Annotated in this window: 21 protein-coding genes; 17 read left to right on the top strand and 4 right to left on the bottom strand. The window is 75.2% G+C overall.

Features of this window, described 5'->3' with window-relative positions:
* Positions 1–58 precede the first annotated feature (58 nt).
* The 5 genes from ACN20G_RS02870 to ggt all read left to right on the top strand — a co-directional run bounded on the left by ACN20G_RS02870 (position 59) and on the right by ggt (position 6056).
* Positions 59–739, top strand: a complete 681-nt coding sequence (locus ACN20G_RS02870; protein ID WP_424211114.1) for a response regulator — start codon at positions 59–61, stop codon at positions 737–739.
* An 18-nt stretch (positions 740–757) separates the two neighbouring features.
* Positions 758–2230, top strand: a complete 1473-nt coding sequence (locus ACN20G_RS02865) for an ATP-binding protein (protein WP_424211113.1) — start codon at positions 758–760, stop codon at positions 2228–2230.
* Positions 2227–2814: a hypothetical protein gene (locus ACN20G_RS02860; protein WP_424211112.1), complete on the top strand. Its 588-nt coding sequence runs from the start codon at positions 2227–2229 to the stop codon at positions 2812–2814. The genes ACN20G_RS02865 and ACN20G_RS02860 overlap by 4 nt, the downstream gene beginning before the upstream one ends.
* A gap of 67 nt (positions 2815–2881) precedes the next feature.
* Entirely contained in the window at positions 2882–4159 is a 1278-nt protein-coding gene (locus ACN20G_RS02855) for a cytochrome P450 (RefSeq protein WP_424211111.1), read from the top strand.
* A 73-nt stretch (positions 4160–4232) separates the two neighbouring features.
* The gene (gene ggt, locus ACN20G_RS02850) at positions 4233–6056 is read left to right on the top strand and encodes a gamma-glutamyltransferase (protein WP_424211110.1); all 1824 of its coding nucleotides are present in this window, start codon (positions 4233–4235) and stop codon (positions 6054–6056) included.
* Positions 6057–6088: 32 nt separating this feature from the next.
* Here ggt and map read toward each other — a convergent pair whose 3' ends face one another.
* Positions 6089–6856, bottom strand: a complete 768-nt coding sequence (gene map / locus ACN20G_RS02845; RefSeq protein WP_424211109.1) for a type I methionyl aminopeptidase — start codon at positions 6854–6856, stop codon at positions 6089–6091.
* 63 nt (positions 6857–6919) lie between these two features.
* On the opposite strand from map, the gene ACN20G_RS02840 reads away from it, so the two are divergent.
* From ACN20G_RS02840 to ACN20G_RS02795, 10 genes are all read left to right on the top strand, one after another.
* Complete coding sequence (locus tag ACN20G_RS02840; RefSeq protein ID WP_424211108.1) at positions 6920–7183, top strand: helix-turn-helix domain-containing protein; 264 nt, start codon at positions 6920–6922, stop codon at positions 7181–7183.
* Between the two features lie 128 nt (positions 7184–7311).
* Complete coding sequence (locus ACN20G_RS02835) at positions 7312–8538, top strand: alginate lyase family protein (protein ID WP_424211107.1); 1227 nt, start codon at positions 7312–7314, stop codon at positions 8536–8538.
* A 28-nt stretch (positions 8539–8566) separates the two neighbouring features.
* The gene (locus ACN20G_RS02830) at positions 8567–8959 is read left to right on the top strand and encodes a PPOX class F420-dependent oxidoreductase (RefSeq protein WP_424211106.1); all 393 of its coding nucleotides are present in this window, start codon (positions 8567–8569) and stop codon (positions 8957–8959) included.
* Between the two features lie 312 nt (positions 8960–9271).
* A complete protein-coding gene (locus tag ACN20G_RS02825; protein WP_424211105.1) occupies positions 9272–10114 on the top strand; it encodes a nitrilase-related carbon-nitrogen hydrolase in 843 nt (280 codons plus the stop codon).
* Positions 10111–11418, top strand: coding sequence for an aspartate aminotransferase family protein (locus tag ACN20G_RS02820; RefSeq protein WP_424211104.1), 1308 nt, complete (start codon positions 10111–10113; stop codon positions 11416–11418). Before ACN20G_RS02825 ends, ACN20G_RS02820 begins: the two co-directional genes overlap by 4 nt.
* Complete coding sequence (hydA, locus tag ACN20G_RS02815) at positions 11415–12821, top strand: dihydropyrimidinase (protein WP_424211103.1); 1407 nt, start codon at positions 11415–11417, stop codon at positions 12819–12821. The genes ACN20G_RS02820 and hydA overlap by 4 nt, the downstream gene beginning before the upstream one ends.
* An 8-nt stretch (positions 12822–12829) precedes the next feature.
* The gene (locus tag ACN20G_RS02810; protein WP_424211102.1) at positions 12830–13846 is read left to right on the top strand and encodes a TIGR03842 family LLM class F420-dependent oxidoreductase; all 1017 of its coding nucleotides are present in this window, start codon (positions 12830–12832) and stop codon (positions 13844–13846) included.
* Positions 13847–13904: 58 nt separating this feature from the next.
* The gene (locus ACN20G_RS02805) at positions 13905–14744 is read left to right on the top strand and encodes an inositol monophosphatase family protein (protein ID WP_424211101.1); all 840 of its coding nucleotides are present in this window, start codon (positions 13905–13907) and stop codon (positions 14742–14744) included.
* Positions 14745–14870: 126 nt separating this feature from the next.
* Complete coding sequence (locus tag ACN20G_RS02800) at positions 14871–16304, top strand: phytoene desaturase family protein (RefSeq protein WP_424211100.1); 1434 nt, start codon at positions 14871–14873, stop codon at positions 16302–16304.
* A gap of 76 nt (positions 16305–16380) precedes the next feature.
* On the top strand, positions 16381–17142 hold the full coding sequence (locus ACN20G_RS02795) for a leucine-rich repeat domain-containing protein (protein WP_424211099.1): 762 nt from the start codon (positions 16381–16383) through the stop codon (positions 17140–17142).
* Here ACN20G_RS02795 and ACN20G_RS02790 read toward each other — a convergent pair.
* Positions 17136–18113, bottom strand: coding sequence for a GlxA family transcriptional regulator (locus ACN20G_RS02790; protein ID WP_424211098.1), 978 nt, complete (start codon positions 18111–18113; stop codon positions 17136–17138). The two genes, ACN20G_RS02795 and ACN20G_RS02790, sit on opposite strands and share 7 nt — an antisense overlap.
* Positions 18114–18224: 111 nt before the next feature.
* Between ACN20G_RS02790 and ACN20G_RS02785 the strand changes: the two genes are divergently transcribed.
* Positions 18225–18845, top strand: coding sequence for a cysteine hydrolase family protein (locus ACN20G_RS02785; protein WP_424211097.1), 621 nt, complete (start codon positions 18225–18227; stop codon positions 18843–18845).
* Positions 18846–18849: 4 nt separating this feature from the next.
* Here ACN20G_RS02785 and ACN20G_RS02780 read toward each other — a convergent pair whose 3' ends face one another.
* On the bottom strand, positions 18850–19800 hold the full coding sequence (locus tag ACN20G_RS02780; RefSeq protein WP_424211096.1) for a cupin domain-containing protein: 951 nt from the start codon (positions 19798–19800) through the stop codon (positions 18850–18852).
* Positions 19801–19908: 108 nt separating this feature from the next.
* Between ACN20G_RS02780 and ACN20G_RS02775 the strand changes: the two genes are divergently transcribed.
* Positions 19909–20850: an MBL fold metallo-hydrolase gene (locus tag ACN20G_RS02775; protein WP_424211095.1), complete on the top strand. Its 942-nt coding sequence runs from the start codon at positions 19909–19911 to the stop codon at positions 20848–20850.
* An 84-nt stretch (positions 20851–20934) separates the two neighbouring features.
* Here the strand turns inward: ACN20G_RS02775 and ACN20G_RS02770 are convergent, their stop codons facing one another.
* Complete coding sequence (locus ACN20G_RS02770; protein ID WP_424211094.1) at positions 20935–22083, bottom strand: glycerate kinase; 1149 nt, start codon at positions 22081–22083, stop codon at positions 20935–20937.
* Positions 22084–22122: the final 39 nt, after the last annotated feature.

Here is a 22122-nt window from a genome sequence, read left to right as displayed (position 1 = left end):
GGGACGGGTCGGCCGAACGGACGAGGACCGATCACCACACTCCTGGGACACTGAACCGATGCCACGCATACTGCTGATCGAGGACGACCCCTCCGTGCGCGAAGGGGTCGCCCTCGGCCTGCGCAGGCGCGGGCACGAGGTGAGCGCCGCCGCGACCGGCGAGGCCGGACTCGAACTGCTGCCCGGCCTCCGCCCCGACCTCGTCCTCCTCGACCTCATGCTGCCCGGCCTGGACGGGGTGCGCGTCTGCCGGCGGATCCGCGCGGACAGCCAGGTCCCGATCATCATGCTCACCGCGCGCGGCGACGACTTCGACATGGTCATCGGCCTGGAGGCGGGCGCCGACGACTACATCGTCAAACCCGCCCGCACCGAGGTCGTCGAGGCCCGGGTCAAGGCCGTGCTGCGGCGCATCGGCGACCCGCACCCCCGCGCCGGCGCCGAACACCACGGCGACCTCGTCCTCGACCGCGCCGGCCTCACCGTCACCCGCGCCGGCGAGCGGCTCCCGCTGGCCCCCAGCGAACTGAAACTGCTGCTGCACCTCTCCGCCCACCCCGAACAGGTCTTCAGCCGGCAACAGCTCCTCGAACACGTCTGGGGCCACAGCTACCACGCCGACGTCCGCCTCGTGGACGCCTGCGTCCGCCGACTGCGCGGCAAGATCGAGGACGCCGAGGGCAGCCCCCGCTACGTGCAGACCGTCCGCGGCTTCGGCTACCGCTTCGGCCCCCTGTAAGGCGCCCCGGACCCCGCCGTGCCCCGCACCTCCCCCCTCGGCCTGCGCTCCCGCCTGATCGCCGCCTTCCTCCTCGTGGCCGTCGTCAGCGCCGTCTGCACCGCCGCCCTCACCTTCCGCGAGGCCCGCCGCGCCGTCCTGCAACAGACCCAGGACACCGCGAGCGCCACCCTGCGCGACCTCGTCGACGAACTCGGCGTCCCCCTCCCGCCCGACCCCGGGCTGCTGCGGAGCTACGCCCAGGACCTGGGCCGGCGCGGCAAACCCCGCCCTTGGGACGTGTACGTCGAGTACGGCGACCAGCGCTTCGCCTCCGACGGCAGCCCCGCCGGCAGCCCCCTCGTGGACGACGCCCTGCGCGCCGCCATGCGCGAGGACCCCGAGACCACCTTCCGCCGGGTCGAGGCCGCCGACGGCACCCCCGAACTCCTCATCGCCGTCCCCGCCTTCTTCCGCCACCAGGGCCACCTGCGTCCCACCGGCATCGTCTTCTACGCCGTGATGCCCCTGGACTCCGAAGAGAACACGATCGGCCTGCTCCTGGGCGCCGCCCGCAACGGGGCCGTCCCCGCCCTCGTCCTCTCCCTGATCCCCGCCCTCCTCGCCGCCCGCAGCGTCCTGCGCCCCGTCCGCGACCTGCGCGCCGCCGCCCGCGCCCTGGGCGCCGGCCGGCTCGACACCCGCGCCCAGGTCACCGGCTCCGACGAACTCGCCGGCCTCGCCCGCACCTTCAACGACACCGCCGGCGCCCTGGAGCACTCCGTGCGCGAACTGCGCGAGGCCGAGGCCCGGGCCCGCCGCTTCGCCGCCGACGTCTCCCACGAACTGCGCACCCCGCTCGCCGGGATGCTCGCCGTCACCGAGGTCCTCGACGAGGACGCCGAACAACTCGACCCCGACACCGCCCAGGCCGTGCGACTGATCAGCGCCGAGACCGGCAAACTCGCCGTCCTCGTGGAGGACCTCATGGAGATCTCCCGCTTCGACGCCCGCGCCGCCGAGCTGATCCCCGACGACGTGGACCTCGCCGAGGCCGTCACCCAGACCCTCCGCCTGCGCCACTGGGGCCCCGAACTCGTCACCGCGCACGTCCCCGAGGACCTGCGGGTCCGGCTCGACCCGCGCCGGTTCGACGTGATCCTCGCCAACCTCGTCGGCAACGCCCTCAAACACGGCGGCGGCCCCGTCACCGTCACCGCCGCCCCGCACCCCGGACCGCCCCCCGGCGCCCCCGCCGACCCGGCCCCGGGCCCCTGGCTGAGCGTCGAGGTCCGCGACAGCGGGCCCGGCATCCCCGACGCGGTCCTCCCGCGCGTCTTCGACCGCTTCACCAAGGGCGACGCGGCCCGCACCCGCTCCGCCGGCAGCGGCCTCGGCCTGGCCATCACCCGCGAGAACGCCCACCTCCACGGCGGCACCGTGCACGCCGCCAACCACCCCGACGGCGGCGCCGTCCTGACCCTCCTGCTGCCCCGGGAGCCCCGCCCGTGACCGCCCCGCGCCCCACCCCCGCCCGCCGGCGCGCCCCGCTCTGCCTCCTCGCCTGCCTCCTGCCGCTCGCGACGGCCGGCTGCGCCGTCGACACCACCGGCCCCGTGCCCGCCGGACGCGGCGCCATCGTCCACACCACCGGCGACCTCGGACCCGGACTGCTGCACTGGACGGACGGGCACGGCGGACTCGTGCCGATCCCCGTCCCCGAGGGACGCGCCACCGACCCCACCCGCTACCTGGAACTGCTGCTGCGCGGCCCCGGCCCGGACGCCCGCCGGGTGGGCCTGGGCAGCGAGGTGCCCGAGTACCACGCCGAGGACCCCGGGCCCGACGGCGGCCTCGCCGGCTCCCGCGCCCCGCGCCCGCCCGCGGTCCGCGCCGCCGCCGGGACCGGCGTCGACGCCGACTGGATCGCCGACCTCCCGTACGCCGTCGGCTCCCTCGACGCGACCGCCCGCCGACAGATCGTGTGCACGGTGGCCACCGCCGTCGACCGCGCCGGCCGCGCCTCCGTCGCCGTGCGCGGCCCCGACACCACCTGGCCCGCCGCCCCCTGCGACCTGCCGAGGTCCGGCGGCTGACCGGGCCGGGCCGACGCGCCGGACGCCTCCTTGCGCCCGCCCCGGCCGGCGGGCCACCGTGACGCCCATGGACCCCGCGCCCGCGCCGACCGCGCCGCCCGTGCCCGACGTGTTCGACCCCCGGATCTACGCCGAGGCCGTCCCCTACCCGAGCTACCGGATCCTGCGCGACCACCACCCCGTGGCCTGGCAGGAGGAACCCGAGGTGCTCGGCTGGCCTGCCGGCCCCGGCTTCCACGCCGTCACCCGGCACGCCGACGTCACCCGCGTCCTGCGCGACCACCGCGCGTACTCCTCCCGCCTCGGCGCCACCCAGATCCGCGACCCCGATCCCGCCGACCTGCCCTACCTGCGTCGCGCCCTGCTCAACCAGGACCCGCCCGAACACGGCCGGCTGCGCCGGATGCTCGCCGGCGCCTTCACCCCCCGCCGGATCGCCCGCCTCGCCGACCGCGCCCGCGACCGGGCCCGCGTCCTGATCGACGGGGCCCGGGTCCGCGCCGCCGACGAGGGCGGCGCGGTCGACGTGGTCCGCGCGATCACCGACGAGTACGCCCTGCTGGGCCTCGCCGACCTGATGGGGGTGCCCGCCGCCGACCGCGAGCTGCTGTACCACTGGACCGTCCGCGTCATCGGCTACCAGGACCCCGACGAGGTGCCCGACCCGCCGCGCGACGCCGCCGGCCGCCCGCTGAACCCGCGCTCGCCCGCCCTGCTCGGCGACATGTTCGCCTACGCCCGCGACCTCGCCGCCCACAAACGCCGCCGGCCCGGCGAGGACCTGATGACGGAACTCGCCCACGCCGACACCGCCGAAGGCGAACTGGAGATGTGGTTCTTCCTGCTCACCGTCGCCGGCAACGACACCGTCCGCTCCGCCGCCCCCGGCGGCTTCGCCGCCCTCGCCGACCACCCCGACCAAGCCCGCGCCCTGCGCGCAGGCCGGGTGGACGTGGCCGACGCCGTCGAGGAACTGCTGCGCTGGCACCCGCCCGTGCTCTCCATGCGCCGCACCGCCGCCGTCGACACCCACCTCGCGGGCCGGCCCATCGCCGCCGGCGACAAGGTCGTCGTCTTCCACGCCGCCGCCCACCGCGACGAACGCGCGTTCCCCGACCCCGACCGCCTCGACCTCGCCCGCACCCCCAACCCCCACCTCGCCTTCGGCGACGGACCGCACGTCTGCGTCGGCGCCCACGCCGCCCGCCTCCAACTGCGGATCCTGCACGAGGAATGGCGCGCCCTGCCCGCCCTCCCCGAACCCGCCGGCCCGCCCCGCCGGATCGTCTCCCACTTCATCAACGGCCTCACCCGTCTGCCCCTCACCCTGCCCCCGCCGTCCTGACGGACGGGCCCGGCCCGGATAGGCTGCCCCCGCCCCGCCCGGGCGAGCCCCGGGCCAGACCCGGAGGTCCCGGATGCGCGCACGCCCCGTCCCCCGCCCGTTACTCCTCCTCGCCGTGACCGGCGCCCTGGTCGCCGGCGCGGCGGGCCCGCTGCCCGCCGCGGCCGCCGGCCCCGACCGGCCGGCCCCCGCCCCCGCCAAGACCCCGGTCGCGGTCGGCTGGGGCGGAGCCGTCGCCAGCGTCGACGCCGACGCCTCCGCCGCCGGCATCGCCGTGCTGCGCGAGGGCGGCAACGCGATCGACGCGGCCGTGGCCACCGCCGCCGCCCTCGGCGTCACCGAGCCCTACTCGGCCGGCATCGGAGGCGGCGGCTACCTCGTCTACTACGACGCCGACTCCGGGCGCGTGCACACCGTGGACGGCCGCGAGACCGCCCCCGCCACCGCCGGCCCCACCCTCTTCCAGGAGAACGGGCAGCCCATCCCCTTCGAGGAGGGCCAGACCAGCGGCCTCGGCGTCGGCGTCCCCGGCACCCCCGCCACCTGGCGCACCGCCCTCGACGCCTGGGGCAGCCGGCCGCTGTCCCGACTGCTGGGGCCCGCCGAGAAACTGGCCCGCGACGGCTTCACCGTCGACGCCACCTTCCGCTCGCAGACCGAGGCCAACCAGGCCCGCTTCAAGGACTTCCCGGCCACCGCCAAGCTCTTCCTGCCCGGCGGGAACCTGCCGGTGGTCGGCAGCACCTTCAAGAACCCCGACCTGGCCGCCACCTACGCCGAACTGCGCCGCAAGGGCGTCGGCGCCCTGTACCGGGGCCCGCTCGCCGAGGACATCGTGCGCGCCGTCCGCAAGCCCCCCGCGGACCCGGCCGCGACCCGCAGGATCCGCCCCGGCGACCTCACCACCGGGGACCTCGCCCGCTACCGCACCAAGACCCAGGCCCCCACCACCACCCGGTACCGGGGCCTGACCATCGCCTCCATGGCCCCGTCCTCCTCCGGCGGCACCACCGTCGGCGAGGCCCTCAACATCCTCGAACGCTCCGACCTCGGCGCCCTCTCCCAGAGCCAGTACCTGCACCGGTTCATCGAGGCATCCCGGATCTCCTTCGCCGACCGGGGCCGCTGGGTCGGCGACCCGGCCTTCACCGACGTGCCCACCCGCGAACTGCTCTCCCAGCGCTACGCCGACAGCCGGGGCTGCCTGATCCGCCCCGACAAGGCCCTCACCAGCCCCCTCGCCCCCGGCGACCCGCGCCGGCCGGTGCCCTGCGGCGCCGCGGGCAAGGCCGCGCCCACCACCTACGAGGGCGAGAACACCACCCACCTCACGGTCGCCGACCGCTGGGGCAACGTGGTCTCCTACACCCTCACCATCGAGTCCACCGGCGGCAGCGGCATCACCGTCCCCGGCCGGGGCTTCCTGCTCAACAACGAACTGACCGACTTCTCCTTCGCCCCGGCCGCGCCCGGCGTCCCCGACCCCAACCTGCCCGGCCCCGGCAAGCGCCCCCGCTCGTCCATGGCCCCGACCATCGTCCTGGAGGATGGCGAGCCGATCCTCGCGGTCGGCTCCCCGGGCGGCGCCACCATCATCACCACCGTGCTCCAGACCCTCACCGGCCGGCTCGACCGCGGCCTGCCCCTGGTGGACGCCATCGCCGCGCCCCGCGCCAGCCAGCGCAACCAGGCCACCACGGAGCTCGAACCCGGCCTGTGGAACAGCCCCCTCAAGGCCGAACTGGAGGCCCTGGGGCAGGGATTCCGGCAGAACCCCGAGATCGGGGCCGCGACCGGCGTGGAACGGCTGCCCGACGGGCGATGGCTGGCCGCCGCCGAGAAGGTCCGGCGGGGCGGCGGATCCGCCATGGTGGTCCGCCCCGCCGGCCGCCCCTAGCGAGGCGCCGGGCGGCGGGCCCGGGCGGCGGGTCAGAGGGCGGTCAGGATCCGGGGCCCCTTCGCCGTGACCGCCACCGTGTGCTCGGCGTGCGCGGCCCGGCTGCCGTCCACCGTGCGCAGGGTCCAGCCGTCCGGGTCCGGGGCGTAGTCGTCGGTGCCGCCGGCGATCAGCATCGGCTCGATCGCCAGCACCATGCCCGGGCGCAGCACCATGCCGCGCCCGGGCCGGCCCTCGTTGGGCACGCCCGGGTCCTCGTGCATGTGCCGGCCCACGCCGTGCCCGCCGAAGCCGTCGGGGATGCCGTAGCCGGCGGACCGGCACACGGTGCCGATCGCGTGCGCGATGTCGCCGATCCGGTTGCCGGGCCGGGCCTTGGCGATTCCGGCGGCCAGGGCCAGTTCGGCGGTCTCGATCAGCCGGGTGTCCTCGGGGCGGGCCGTGCCCACCGTGAAGCTGATCGCGGAGTCGCCCACCCAGCCGCCCAGGGTCGCGCCGAAGTCGGCGCTGACCAGGTCGCCGTCGCGCAGCGGGACCTCGTCGGGGATGCCGTGCACGATCGCGTCGTTGACCGAGACGCAGAGGGTGGCGGGGAAGGGGGTGGGGGCGAAGCGGGGGCGGTAGTTCAGGAACGGGGAGCCCGCGCCCGCCTCGTCGAGGACCGCGCGGGCCACCTCGTCCAGGCGTCGCGGGGTGACCCCGACCCGGGCCTCGGCCCGTACCGCCGCCAACGCTCGGGCCACGACGCGGCCGGCCGCGCGCATGGACGTGATCTCGGAGTCCGTCTTCAGATGCACCATGCCAACAACAATACCGGTATGAGAATGGGTGCGGTCGCCCGGGGCCGGTATTAGAATGGGCGCATGGTCCGCACCCCTCTCAGCCCCGAAGAGCGCGCCCGCGGCGAACGCCTCGGCGCCCTGCTGCGCCTGGCGCGCGGCGAGCGCAGCATGGTCGAGGTGGCCGCCGCCGCCGGGCTCTCCCCCGAGACCCTCCGCAAGATCGAGACCGGCCGGGCCCCCACCCCCGCCTTCTTCACCGTCGCCGCCCTCGCCGGCGCCCTCGACCTCTCGCTGGACGAGGTGCTCGCGCGCTGCGAACCCGTGCCGCTCGCGGTGCCCGCCTGAGAGCCCCACCCCTTCGAGCCCCCGGGTACCCCGACCGCCCCGGGTGATCGGGGGAACCGGGGTCCCACCGCGCCGCCGAACGGCCCAAGGTCCGATGCGCGGGGCGTGCGCCGGGGGAAGCTGAGGGCGTGTCAGCACCGAACACCTCCAAGCGCCTCGGCCTCGGCTTCCTCGGCTCCCTCCTGGCCGGCGGGCTGCTCCTCGCCGCCTGCGCCGCCCCGTCCAGCCGTGCCCACTCCCAGGACCCCTCCGCCCCGGTCTTCCACCACCCCGGTGTGGTCGTCGACCAGGCGGGGTTGATCCAGGCCCGGGCCCGGGTCGCCGCCGGGCAGGAACCGTGGGCGAGTGCCCACAAGGCCGCCGCCGCGAGCCGCTACGCCGCCCTCGACTACGTCCCGCACCCGGCCGAGACGGTGCCCTGCCCCTTCAACGCCGGCCCCCGTGCCTGCCTCGACGAACGCGAGGACGCGCTGGCCGCCTACACCCACGCGGTGCTCTGGCAGGTCACCGGGAAGCCCGCGCACGTGCGCAAGGCCGTCGAGATCATGGACGCCTGGTCCGCGACCCTCAAGCGGCACACCGAGGACAACTCCGGGCTCCAGGCCGCCTGGGCGGGCGCCACCTGGGCCCGGGCCGCCGAACTCGTGCACTCCGGGTACCCCAACTGGGACGGGGCTCGCGTGCAGCGGTTCAAGTGGATGCTGCGCAAGGCGTACCTGCCCACCGTCCGCCACCAGGTCCCCGGGTTCAACGGCAACTGGGAACTGGCCATGACCGACGCCACCATCTCCATCGCGGTCTTCCTGGAGGACCACGATGCCTTCGCCGACGCGCTCCGGCGCTTCCGCGACCGCGTCCCCGCCTACTTCTACCTCGCCAAGGACGGCCCGCACCCCAAGGCCCCCTCCCACACCCCCCTCGACACACCCGAGAAGATCCGCGGCTACTGGTTCGGCCAGGGCACCTACGCCGACGGCGTGGCCCAGGAGACCTGCCGCAACCTCATGCACGTCGGCTACTCGCTGGCCGCCACCGCCCACATCGCCGAGACCGCCCGGCTCCAGGGCGTCGACCTGTGGGGCGAGGAGGCCGAACGGATCACCGCCGCCCTGGAGTTCCACTCCCGGCTCCAGTCCGGCGAGGCCGCGCCGGAGTGGCTGTGCGGGGGGACGGTGGAACGCACCATGGGCCCGGACCTCGAAGTGGCGCTGGCCCACTACGAGTCCGTCGGCACCCGACTGCCGCACACCCGCGCGCTGGTGGAGTCCATGCGACCGGCCGGCACGGACGACCTGTTCGTGGCCTGGGAGACCCTCACCCACGCCCGCCCCGCCGCGCCGGTCCCGGCGGGGTGACGGGGCGCCCCTTCCGTATGCTGCGGCCATGACCACACTCCCCGAGCTCGGCCGGGCCCGCTACGTCAGCCTCACCACGTACCGCAAGGACGGCACCCCCGTCGCCACCCCCGTGTGGGCGGCGGCCGAGGGGGAGGAGCTGTTCGTGTGGACGCGCAGCGACTCGTGGAAGGTCAAGCGGCTGAGCCGGAACCCGGCCGTCACGGTCCGCCCGTGCGATCTGCGCGGGAACGTGGCCGAGGGCGCCCCGGAGGTGACCGGGACGGCCCGGCTGCTGACCGGGCCGGCGGAGATGAAGGCGCTGCGCCGGCTGATCCGCCGCAAGTACGGCTGGCAGTTCGTGATGCTGGACCTGCCGTCCACCCTGGCCCGGGGCGGCAAGCGCCCGCACACGGGCATCGCGATCCGCGCCGTCGACTGATCGCACGCCACCGGCCGATCCCGCGCCGACCCTTGTGCGCCGCGCCCCCGTTCGGGCCGGTGGGCGGGGGTCCGCGCACGTCCGGGGGCGGGTGCCGGCCCCCTCGTCCGCTGAACGGCGGGTTCCGGTCCTGTCGCGCGCGGGTTCGAGCGTGTCCGAATTCGACCGGTCCTTGATCGACTCCGGTCGACTGTCCGAACCCCGCGCGGTGGTCTTGCCCCACGGGATCCGGCGCCCTAGGTTCTACATCCCTACGCACCTCGTCTACGTGCGTAGAGCATCCGAGGCCGCATGCCCGCCCAAGGAGCACTCATGGCCCACCTCGTCCGCGCCGCGCTGGTCCAGGCCACCTGGACCGGTGACACCGAGTCGATGATCGCCAAGCACGAGGAGCACGCCCGCCGGGCCGCCGCTCAGGGTGCCAAGGTCATCGGGTTCCAGGAAGTCTTCAACGCCCCCTACTTCTGCCAGGTCCAGGAACCGGAGCACTACCGGTGGGCCGAACCGGTCCCCGACGGCCCCACCGTCACCCGGATGAAGGCCCTCGCCCGCGAGACCGGCATGGTGATCGTCGTCCCGATCTTCGAGATCGAGGAGGAGGGCCACTACTACAACACCGCCGCCGTCATCGACGCCGACGGCAGCTACCTCGGCAAGTACCGCAAGCACCACATCCCGCAGATCCACGGCTTCTGGGAGAAGTACTACTTCCGACCCGGAAACCTCGGCTGGCCCGTGTTCGACACGGCCGTCGGCAAGGTCGGCGTGTACATCTGCTACGACCGGCACTTCCCCGAGGGCTGGCGCGAACTGGGCCTGGCCGGCGCCCAACTCGTCTACAACCCCTCCGCCACCAGCCGCGGCCTGTCCTCCCACCTGTGGCAGCTCGAACAGCCCGCCGCCGCCGTCGCCAACGAGTACTTCGTCGCCGCCATCAACCGCGTCGGCCGCGAGGAGTACGGGGACAACGACTTCTACGGCACCAGCTACTTCGTGGACCCGCGCGGACAGTTCGTCGGCGACCCGGCCGGCGACAAGGAGGAGGAACTCCTCGTCCGCGACCTCGACTTCGACCTCATCGGCGAGGTCCGCACCCAGTGGGCCTTCTACCGCGACCGCCGCCCCGACGCCTACGGTGGGCTGGTGCGCCCGTGACCGACCCGACCCCCCTCCTCGCCCGGCACCGCGCCGTCCTGCCCGACTGGCTCGCCCTCTACTACGACCGCCCCCTCGAACTCACCCACGGCGAGGGCCGGCACGTCTGGGACGCCGAGGGCAACCGCTACCTCGACTTCTTCGGCGGCATCCTCACCACGATGACCGCCCACGCCCTGCCCGAGGTCACCAAGGCCGTCGCCGAACAGGCCGCCCGCATCGTCCACTCCTCCACCCTCTACCTCAACCGGCCCATGATCGAGCTGGCCGAACGGATCGCCGCCCTCTCCGGCATCCCCGACGCCCGCGTCTTCTTCACCACCTCCGGCACCGAGGCCAACGACACCGCCCTGCTGCTCGCCACCGCGCACCGCCGCTCCAACCAGGTGCTCGCCATGCGCAACAGCTACCACGGCCGCTCCTTCTCCACCGTGGGCATCACCGGCAACCAGGGCTGGTCCCCGACCTCCCTGTCCCCGCTGCAAACCCACTACGTGCACGGTTCGGTGCGCACCCGGGGCCCCTTCGCGCACCTCGACGACGCCGCGTTCACCGCCGCCGCCGTCGCCGACCTGCGCGACGTCCTCGGCCACGCCCGCGCCGGGGTCGCCGCCCTGATCGCCGAACCCGTGCAGGGCGTCGGCGGGTTCACCGCCCCGCCCGACGGCCTGTTCGCCGCCTTCCGCGAGGTCCTCGACGAGCACGGCATCCTGTGGATCAGCGACGAGGTGCAGACCGGCTGGGGCCGCACCGGCGACCACTTCTGGGGCTGGCAGGCCCACGACCGCTCCGGGCCGCCCGACATCGTCACCTTCGCCAAGGGCATCGGCAACGGCATGTCCATCGGCGGGGTCATCGCCCGCGCCGAGATCATGAACGGACTCGACGCCAACTCCATCTCCACCTTCGGCGGTTCCCCCGTCACCATGGCCGCCGGCCTCGCCAACCTCGGCCACCTCCTCGAACACGACCTCCAGGGCAACGCCCGCCGCGTCGGCGGTCTGCTCATCGAACGACTGCGGGCCGTCGCCGCCGGCGTCCCCGGGGTCCGCGAGGTGCGCGGCCGGGGCCTGATGATCGGCATCGAACTCACCGACGCCGCCGGACCCGCGGACCCCGCGCGGGCCGCCGCCGTCCTCGAACACGCGCGTGCGAACGGCCTGCTGCTCGGCAAGGGCGGCGGCCACGACACCAGCGTGCTCCGGATCGCCCCGCCCCTGTCCCTCACCGTCACCGAGGCCGAGGAGGGCGCCGAGACCCTCGGGGCCGCCCTGCGCGCGACCGCCCGAGAGGAACCGACGTGACCCGGTACGCCCGCACCCTCATCCGCGGCGGCCTCGTCGTCACCGCCTCCGACGAGATCCACGCCGACGTGCTCATCGAGGGCGGCAAGATCGCCGCGCTGGCCGCCTCCGGCTCGGCCGCCGCCCTCGCCTGGACCGCCGACCGCACCCTGGACGCCACCGGCAAGTACGTGATCCCGGGCGGCGTCGACGCCCACACCCACATGGAACTGCCCTTCGGCGGCACCTCCGCCTCCGACACCTTCGAGACCGGCACCCGGGCCGCCGCCTGGGGCGGCACCACCACCATCGTGGACTTCGCCGTCCAGAGCGTCGGCCGCCCCCTGCGCGAGGGACTCGACACCTGGTACGCCAAGGCCGACGGCAACTGCGCCGTCGACTACGCCTTCCACATGATCCTCTCCGACGTCAACGAGGGCACCCTCAAGGAGATGGACCTGCTGGTGGAGGAGGGCATCACCTCCTTCAAGCTGTTCATGGCCTACCCCGGCGTGTTCTACAGCGACGACGGGCAGATCCTGCGCGCCATGCAACGCGGCGCCGCCAACGGCGGGCTGATCATGATGCACGCCGAGAACGGCATCGCCATCGACGTGCTCGTCGAACAGGCCCTCGCCCGCGGCGAGACCGACCCCCGGTACCACGGCGAGGTCCGCAAGGCCCTGCTGGAGGCCGAGGCCACCCACCGCGCGATCAAACTCGCCCAGGTCGCCGGCTCGCCCCTCTACGTCGTGCACGTCTCCGCCGAGGAGGCCGTCGCCGAACTCACCGCCGCCCGCGACAAGGGCCTGCCCGTCTTCGGCGAGACCTGCCCGCAGTACCTCTTCCTCTCCACCGACAACCTCGCCGAACCCGACTTCGAGGGCGCCAAGTACGTCTGCTCCACCCCCCTGCGCCCCCGCGAACACCAGGCAGCCCTCTGGCGCGGCCTGCGCACCGACGACCTCCAGGTCGTCTCCACCGACCACTGCCCGTTCTGCTTCACCGGCCAGAAGGAACTCGGCCGCGGCGACTTCTCCAAGATCCCCAACGGGCTCCCCGGGGTCGAGAACCGCATGGACCTCCTGCACCAGGCCGTCGTCGACGGGCACATCGGCCGCCGCCGCTGGATCGAGATCGCCTGCGCGGCCCCGGCCCGCATGTTCGGCCTTTACCCCCGCAAGGGCACCCTCGCCCCCGGCGCCGACGCCGACGTGGTGATCTACGACCCGCACGTCGAGCAGGTCCTGTCCGCCGAGACCCACCACATGAACGTGGACTACTCGGCGTACGAGGGCAGACGGATCACCGGACGCGTCGACACCGTCCTCTCCCGCGGCGAACTCGTCCTCGACGGCCGCCGCTACACCGGACGCGCCGGCCACGGCGCCTTCGTCCCCCGATCCACCTGCCAGTACCTCTGAGAGGCGCCATGGACTTCGGACTCGTCCTGCAAACCGACCCGCCCGCCTCCCAGGTGGTCGACCTGATGCGCCGGGCCGAGCGCGCCGGCTTCCGCTACGGCTGGACCTTCGACTCCGCCGTCCTGTGGCAGGAGCCCTTCGTCATCTACAGCCGGATCCTCGCCGAGACGCGGAACCTGCGGGTCGGCCCCATGGTCACCAACCCGGGCACCCGCACCTGGGAGGTGACCGCCTCCACCTTCGCCACCCTCAACGACATGTACGGCAACCGCACCGTCTGCGGCATCGGCCGCGGCGACTCGGCCATGCGGGTCGCCGGCCGCGCCCCCAACACCCTGGCCCGGCTCGGCGAGGCCATCGACGCCATCCGCGACCTCGCCGAGGGCCGCGAGGCCGTCGTCGACGGCAACGCCGTCCGCATCCCGTGGATCCGCGAGGGCCGGCTGCCGGTCTGGATGGCCGCGTACGGGCCCAAGGCGCTGGCCCTGGCCGGGCAACGGGCCGACGGGTTCATCCTGCAACTCGCCGACCCGTACCTCACGGAATGGATGGTCAAGGCCGTCCGCGAGGCCGCGAAGGCCGCCGGCCGGGACCCCGACGCGATCACCATCTGCGTGGCCGCCCCCGCGTACGTCACCGCCGACGACTCCGCCGGCGCCCTCGCGCACGCCCGCGACCAGTGCCGCTGGTTCGGCGGCATGGTCGGCAACCACGTCGCCGACCTGGTGAGCCGGTACGGGGAACACTCAGGCATGGTCCCCGACGCCCTCACCGAGTACGTCAAGGCCCGCCAGGGCTACGACTACAGCCACCACGGCCGGGCAGGGAACCCCTCCGCCGACTTCGTGCCCGACGAGATCGTCGACCGCTTCTGCCTGCTGGGCCCCGTCGAGGCGCACGTGGACAAGCTCCGCGTCCTGCGCGACCTCGGGGTGGACCAGTTCGCGGTCTACGACATGCACGACGCCCGCGAGGCCGTCGTCGACGCCTACGGAGAACACGTCATCCCCGCGCTCACGGGCTGACGGCCGGCGGGGCGACCGGCCGCCCGGGGGGCGTGCGCGGGCGTGATGGGATGGGGGCATGACCGACGAACTTCCCGACGCGACCCTGCGCACCCTCCTGGCGCAGGCCGACACCGCCGTGCGGGCCGCCGCCGCGGCCGAGATCCTCCCCCGGTTCCGGACCCTCACCGCCGACCAGGTGGACCAGAAGGCCGGCCCGCACGACCTGGTCACCGACGCCGACCGCGAGGCCGAACGCCGTCTCACCGAATCGCTGACCGCCCTGCTGCCCGGCTCCGTCGTGGTGGGGGAGGAGGCCGTCGCCGCCGACCCCTCCGCCTACGCGGCCCTGCGCGGCGACGCCCCCGTGTGGATCGTCGACCCCGTGGACGGCACCCGCCAGTTCGTCGCCGGCGAGACCGAGTTCTGCACCCTCGTGGCCCTCGCCCACCGGGGCGAGATCCTGCTCTCCCTCACCCACGCCCCCGCCGAGAACACCATGGCCCACGCCCTGCGCGGCGGCGGCGCCTTCCTCGACGGCGTCCGACTCGACTGCGGCGCCCCCGAGCCCGGGGCCGACCTGCGGGTCGCCACCGCCCACCCCCTCTACACGAACGAGGACGACCGACGGGCCCTGGCCCGCCTCGACGTCCCCGGGGTCCGCGCCCGCGCCTGCGGCTCCGCCGGCCTGGAGTACCTGCGCCTGGCCCGCGGCGAGGGCGAGGCCGTCGCCTGGACCTGGCCCTCCGCCTGGGACCACGCCGCCGGCCTGCTGCTCGTCGCCGAGGCGGGCGGCGCCCAGGGCACCGTCGCGGGAGACCCCTTCCGGGTGGACCGCGACAACGCCCTGCCCTTCGTGGTCGGCCGGGACCGGGCCACCGTCGACACCGTCCTGGGCCTCCTGCGCGGCCCCGCCTGAGCACACCCCCCGACCCGCGCGCCCGGCCCGACCCGACCCGGGCGCGCGGAGCGCTCCCGCCGCCGCCCTATCCTGGGGGCCCGGCCGCACGGCCAGCGCGCCCGAACAACCGACGAAGGAGTCCAGGTGCCCTCGATTCTCGACGCGGTCGTGGTGGGAGCGGGGCCCAACGGGCTGACCGCCGCCGTCGAACTCGCCCGCCGCGGCTTCTCCGTCGCCGTCTTCGAAGCGGCCGGCACGGTGGGCGGCGGAGCCCGCACCGAGGAACTCACCCTCCCCGGGTTCCGGCACGACCCCTGTTCGGCCGTGCACCCCCTCGGCATCGCCTCGCCCGTCTTCAACGAGCTGCCGCTCGCCCGACACGGCCTGGAATGGGTCCACCACCCGCTGCCCATGGCCCACCCCTTCGACGACGGCACCGCCGCCGTGCTCTCCCGCTCCGCCGCCGAGACCGCCGCCTCCCTCGGCCCCCGCGACGCGGGCGCCTACCGCCGGCTCGTCGCCCCCTACCTCGGCCGGTTCGACGCCCTCCTGCGCGATTTCACCGCCCTGCCGAGCACCGCCCTGCCCCGGGACCCCGCACTGCTGGCCCGGTTCGGCGCCACCGCGATGCAACCCTCCACCTGGCTGAGCCGACGCTTCCGCGACGAACCCGCCAAGGCCCTGTTCGCCGGTCTCGTCGCCCACGTCATGGCCCCCCTCGGCGGGATCGCCACCAGCGGCGTCGGCCTCGTCTTCGCGCTGGCCGCGCACGCCGTCGGCTGGCCCATCGCCAAGGGCGGCTCCCAGGCCATCTCCGACGCCCTCGCCGCCCACCTGCGCGAACTCGGCGGGACCGTGCACACCGACTTCGAGGTCAAACGCCTCGACGACCTGCCCCCGGCCCGCGCCTACGTCTTCGACACCTCGCCCGGCGCCCTGGCCCGGATCGCCCGCCTCGGCAACGCCTACCAGGGCCACCGGCACGGCGCCGCCGCCTTCAAGATCGACTACGCCCTGTCCGGGCCCGTCCCGTGGACCGCCGAACCCGCCCGCCGCGCCGGCACCGTCCAGATCGGCCCCCACGCCCGCGACATCGGCCGCGCCCTCGACGCGGCCACCGGCGGCGCCGCCCCCGAACACCCCTTCCTCATCACCGCCCAACCCACCCTCGCCGACCCCGGCCGCGCCCCCGAGGGCAAGCACGTGTTCTGGGCCTACGGGCACGTCCCCAACGGCTGGGAAGGCGACCTCACCGACGCCGTCGAACGCCAACTGGAGCGCTTCGCACCCGGATTCCGCGACCTGGTCCTCGCCCGCGCCACCGCCGGCCCGCCCGAACTCGCCGCCCGCAACCCCAACTACGTCGGCGGGGACATCGCCTGCGGCTCCGCCGCCGGCCTCAGCCTGCTGCTGCGCCCCAAACTCACCGCCTTCCCCTACAGCACCCCCCACCCCGCCGTCTTCCTCTGCTCCTCCGCCACCCCGCCCGGCCCCGGAGTCCACGGCATGTCCGGACACAACGCCGCCAAGGCCGTCTGGCGCCGGCTGCGCCACGGCTCGACCCACGGCCGCCGCTGACCCCCGCCGCTGACCCACCACACGTCCGGAAAACGGGACTTGGGGCGGAACGCGCCACCACCTTAAAGTGACCGTCATGGACACCAAGGTCCCCCGATTCCTGACCGGTTGGCTCGCCGGACGCGCCGCGCGCCGCGACGAGGGCCCCGCCCAGGACCCCTGCCGCTGCCTCGCCGCCGGCACCGACCCCCGGGCCCGCGTCGGCTTCCACACCGAACCCCAGGACACCCGCGCCCGGGGCTGGCTGCGCCTCCTCGACCTCGTCGAGGAGGCCGCCGCCGACGGCCGCGAGGAATTCGCCCCCCTCGGCTCCCTCACCCCCGGCGAACGCCGCGAGATCATCACCCTCCCCGCGAGCATCGGCGCCCTCACCCGCGTCCGCCACCTCGTGCTCTACGGCAGCAACCTCGTGCGCCTGCCCGCCGAGATCGGCGGCATGACCGCCCTGGAGGCGTTCACCCCCTACACCTCCTACCGGCTGCACTGGTTCCCCTACGAGATCACCCGCTGCGCCCGGCTCGTCGAATCCACCGTCAGCACCCGCGCCCTGTTCGGCAACACCAAGATCCAGGCCCCGTTCCCGTGGCTGCGACCCAGTTCCGTGCCCGACCCCGAGGCGGCCCCCGACCGGCCCTGCTCCGTCTGCGCCGGCCCCGTGGACCCGGAGCGCGCCGTCAGCGCCTGGACCTCCCTGACCGTCGCGACCGACGTGCTGCCCCTGCTGGTGCGCGCCTGCTCCGAGGACTGCCTGGCCGCCCTCCCGCCCGGCGCCCCGCACCACCCACCGGGCCCCCACCGGGGCGGCCCCACCGCCCGCCCGGAGGACCGGCCTCACTGACCGCCCGACCCCGACCGGACCCGCCCCGCGTGCGTCCGCCGATGCTCGCGGGGCGAGCAGCCGAAACGGGCCGCGAAATGCTGCCGCATCGTCACCTCGCTCCCGAAACCGGCCCGTCGGGCCACCTCCGGCACCGGATGGTCCGTGCGCTCCAACAACCGCCGCGCCTCGTCCAACCGGCGGCGCAGCAGCCACTCGTGCGGGGTGGTGCCGGTGGCCGCCGCGAAATGCCGGGTGAACGCGCGCGGGGACATCCCCGCCCAGCCGGCCAACACCCCCACCGACAAGGGCTCGTGCAACCGCTCCAGGGCCCGCGCCCGCACCGCGCCCAGGACCCGCGCCGTCCGGTCCGCCACCGGCACCGGCAGGTCCAGGACCTGCGCGTCCCCGCCGGCCCGGAACGGCCCGGTCACCATCGCCCGCGCGAGCGTCGCCGCCGGCTCCGAACCGTGCGCCTCCCGCACCAGGTGCAGACACAGGTCGATGCCGGCCGCCACCCCCGCCGAGGTCCACACCCCGTCGTCGTGCACGAACAGGGCGTCCGACACCACCTCCGCGGCCGGCCACTCGGCCGCCAGCCGATCCGCCAACCACCAGTGCGTCACCGCCCGCCGCCCGTCCAACAACCCCGCCCGCGCCAGCACGAACGCGCCCGCACACAACGCGGCCACCGGCGTCCCGCGCGCGTGCGCCGCCCGCAGGGCCGCGAGCAACGGCTCCGGGGTCGGCGTGGCCGGATCGGCCAGACCCGGCACCACCACCAGGTCCGCCGACACCAGCCACTCCAGGTCCCGGTCCGGGGTCATGCTCAACCCGCCCGGCAACGCCACCGGTTCGGGCCCGGCCGCGCACCGGCCCAGTTCGAACACCGGCAGGGAGGACCCGGCGATGTGCCGGCCCCACACCTCCCCGATCACGGCGAGGTCGAAGGCCCGGGCCCCGGGCTGCACGAGAACGGCGACGGTACGCATGCCACCGGTCTACCAGAGACCGCTGCGCCACGGCCACGCCGGCGCGATCCCATCGATTCGCGGCGGCCCCGGCCCTGGGACGGCCCCCCGTCGGGAGCCCAGGATGAACCCATGACCACCACACGGAACACCCCGCTCCCCACCATCGCCCCCAACGCCGCCCTGATCGTCGTGGACGTGCAACGCGCCTTCGAGAACGCCGAGTTCTGGGGCCCCCGCGACAACCCCGAGGCCGAAGCCAACATCGGCGCCCTCATGGACGCCTGGCAGGCCGCCGGCCGGCCGATCGTCCTGGTCCGCCACACCTCCCCGGCCGGCACGATCCTCGGCCCCGACCAGCCCGGACACGCCTGGAAGCAGGTCGTCGCCGACCGCGCCGAACACGCCGTCCTGGAGGTCCGCAAGACCGTCAACTCGGCCTTCCACGGCACCCCCGACCTGCACGCCTGGCTCGGCGCCGAGGGCATCGACCAGATCGTCGTCATCGGCATCCAGACCAACATGTGCGTCGAGACCACCGCCCGCGTCGGCGGCAACCTCGGACACCGGGTCCTCGTCCCCCTCGACGCCACCCACACCTTCGACCTCGCCGGCCCCGACGGGGTCGTCGCCCCCGCCGCCGAACTCGCCCGCGCCACCGCCGTCAACCTGCACGGCGGCCGGTTCGCGCGGGTCGTCACCACCGCCGACGTGCTCGCCGCCCTCGAAGCCCCCGAGCCGGCCCGCGCCTGAGCGCTCAGGCGGCCAGGTCCTCCCCGCCGGCCGCCGCCGCACGGGCCCGGTACCGGCCGGGGGTGACGCCGAACTCGCGGGTGAAGGCGTGCGAGAACGCGTACGGGCCGCCGTAGCCCACCGCCCGGGCCACCGCCGCCAACGGCTCCGTCGACGTGCGCAGCCGCAGCGCCCCCGAGGTCAACCGCCACCAGGTCAGGTAGGCCATCGGCGGCCGACCCACCCCGGCCGTGAACCGGCGCGTCAACGTGGCCCGCGAGACCCCGGCCGCCCGCGCCAGGGACTCCGCCGTCCACGACGCGGCCGGATCCGCGTGCAGCACCCGCAACGCGACGGAGACCACCGGATCGGCCAGCGCCGCGTCCCACCCGCCGGTCGGCGCCTCCGCGACCGGCCGGGCCCGCAGCAGGTACACCAGCAGCAGGTCCAGCAGCCCGGTCAGCGCGGCCTGCGCCCCCGGCCGCCGATCCTCGATCTCGGCCCGCAACAGGCCCATGGCGAGACCGAGTTGGGGATGGGCCGCGACCCGCTCGGCCGGCAGGTGCACGAGCTCGGGCAGCCCGACCAGGAACGGGTGCACGCGGGCCCGGTCGAGCCGGTACTTCCCGCACAACAACTCCGTCGCCCCCGGATCGCGCACGAGCGGCGGCGCGCCCGGCCCGGTGGGCACGGGCGAACCCGTGAACGGCACCGCCCGCGCCATCGCCGCGCGGTCCGCGCCGTGATCGGCCAGCACGTGCGCGCTCCCGTGCGGCACCAACACCACGTCACCGGGCCCCAGTTCCACGGGCTCGGCCCCGTCCAGCGCCACCCGGCAGGAGCCGCGCAGCACGGCGTGGAAGCCCACCCCGTCGTACGCGGCCAAGCGCACGGCCCACCGACCGCTCCGCTCGATCCAGGTGGCCCGCGGGGTCCCGAGCCGCACCGCCGCCAAAGCCTCGCTCACCACGTCCATGACGGCACCCTAACGGCCGGGCCGGCGGCCGGGTCGGTGAGCCGGACGCGTATCGCGATGAGCTGACAGCGCATCGAATGACGCGCTCACCCCGCCTACGGTGAGCACATGACGCACCGACAGACCCTCGCCGACCGGCCGACCGCCACCGACCGCTTCACCCTCGGAGAAGTCGAGGTGATCCGGGTCCGCGAATGGCAGGGCACCTTCGACCAGGCCGCCGGCCTGGTCCCCGACGCCGACCCCGCCCTGTGGCGGGCCCACGCCGCAGACCTCGCCCCCGACCACTGGGACCCGGAGCGGGACCTCGCCGTCCTCGCCCTCCAGACCTGGGTGCTGCGCAGCGCCGGCCGCACCGTCGTCGTCGACCCCGGGGTCGGCGCGGGCCGCGAACGCCCCGACTCCCCGGCCTTCCACCACCGCGAGGGGGACCTGCTCGCCGCGCTCGCCGGGGCCGGGGTGCGGGCCGAGGACGTGGACGTCGTGGTCAACACCCACCTGCACGGCGACCACGTCGGCTGGAACACCCGCGCCGAGAACGGCGCCTGGGCCCCCTCCTTCCCCCACGCCCGCTACCTGATCCCGGCCGCCGACGAGGCGTTCTTCGGCCCGGCCGGCGGCTACGCGGGCGGCCGGCGGGTCGAGGACCGGCTGATCCACGAGGACAGCGTGGCCCCCGTGCTGCGCGATGGCCTGGTCGACCTGTGGGAGGAGGAACTGCGGATCGACGAGCACCTGACCCTGGAACCGGCCCCCGGGCACACCCCGGGCTCGGCCGTGCTGCGGCTGGAGTCGGGCGGGGAGCGGGCGGTGTTCGTCGGGGACCTCGTGCACAGCCCCGTGCAGATCCTCGCCCCCGAGCACAACAGCTGCTTCTGCCAGGACCCCGCTCAGGCGGCGGCCACCCGGCGCCGGGTACTGGCCCGGGCGGCGGACCGCCGCGAACTGCTCCTTCCGGCCCACTTCGCGGGCGCCTCGGCCCTGGAGGTCCGAGCCACCTCCCACAGCGGCTTCACCCTCGGCCCCTGGGCCCCCCTCACCCGCACCTGAGCCCCGGCGGCCCCGCGAGACGCCACCGGCCCGGTCGCCTCTCGCGGGGGGAGGGGGCCGGGCCGGGGTGTGGGTTCCGCGGGGTCAGAGGAGGTCGGCCGCGATGTTGCGGGCCACCTCTTCCAGGAGCGGGCCCGCGTTGGCGATGCACTTCGCCGTGTCGGGCTCGATCTCGGTCAGCGGGTAGGCGCGACGGATGCCGGCCGCCTTGAGGGTGTCCTGCTCCAGCGCGAGCCGGCCGCACACCGCGACGACCTCCTTGCCGGCCGCCCGGGCCGCCGCCGCCACACCGGCCGGCGCCTTCCCGTGCAGGGTCTGCTCGTCCAGGGAGCCCTCGCCGGTGATGACCACGTCGGCCCGCTCCAGGGCCTCGGCGAAGCCGAGCACCTCCAGCATCAGCTCGATGCCGGGCCGGAAGCTCGCCCCGAGCAGCAGCGCGCCGTAGCCGATGCCGCCCGCGCCGCCCGCGCCCGGCGAGGCCGCCAGTTCCAGGGCCTTCCCGCCGATGGACTCGGAGAGCACCTCGGCGTAGTGGGCGAGGGCCGCGTCCAGGGTGGCCACGTCCTCGGGCGAGGCGCCCTTCTGCGGGCCGTAGACCGCCGGGGCGCCCTTCGGGCCGGTCAGCGGGTTGTCCACGTCGCTGGCGAGCACGAACTCGACCTCGGCGAACCGCGGGTCCACGCCGGACAGGTCGGCCGTGGCCAGCTCCGCCAGGCCGCCGCCGCCCGGGCCCACGGGGGTGCCGTCGGCCTTGAGGAAGCGGGCGCCGAGCGCCGTGAGCATGCCGGCGCCGCCGTCGGTGGTGGCGCTGCCGCCCACACCGAACACGATCGTGCGCGCCCCGGCGTCCAGCGCGGCCTTCAGGACCTCGCCCGAGCCGTGCGTGGTCGCGGTGAGGGCCGCGAAGACGCCCTTGGGCAGCAGCTGCAGGCCGCTGGCCTCGGCCATCTCGACCACGGCGGTGCCGTCGCGCAGGGCGTAGGCGGCCGTGACCTCCTCGCCGATCGGGCCGGCGACCCGGACCTCACGGCGTTCGAAACCGGCCGCCACGGCGGCCGCGACGGTTCCGTCGCCGCCGTCCGCGACGGGGAGGGTCTCGACCTCCACGCCGGGTACGGCGGCGCGCAGGCCCGCCGTCACCCGCTCGGCGACCTGTACGGCCGTGAGCGAGCCCTTGAACTTGTCCGCGGCGATGAGCACGCGCGCGGTCTCATGTACTGCTCCGTCCGTCACCTTGCTGATCCCTTGCTATCGAACAGTGCAGTCGCGCCA

Origin of the sequence: Streptomyces dryopteridis (assembly GCF_049606955.1) — a bacterium.
GTDB lineage: Bacteria > Actinomycetota > Actinomycetes > Streptomycetales > Streptomycetaceae > Streptomyces.
Note: the sequence above shows the minus strand (reverse complement) of the source record. Positions and strands in the feature narration are given on the sequence as shown.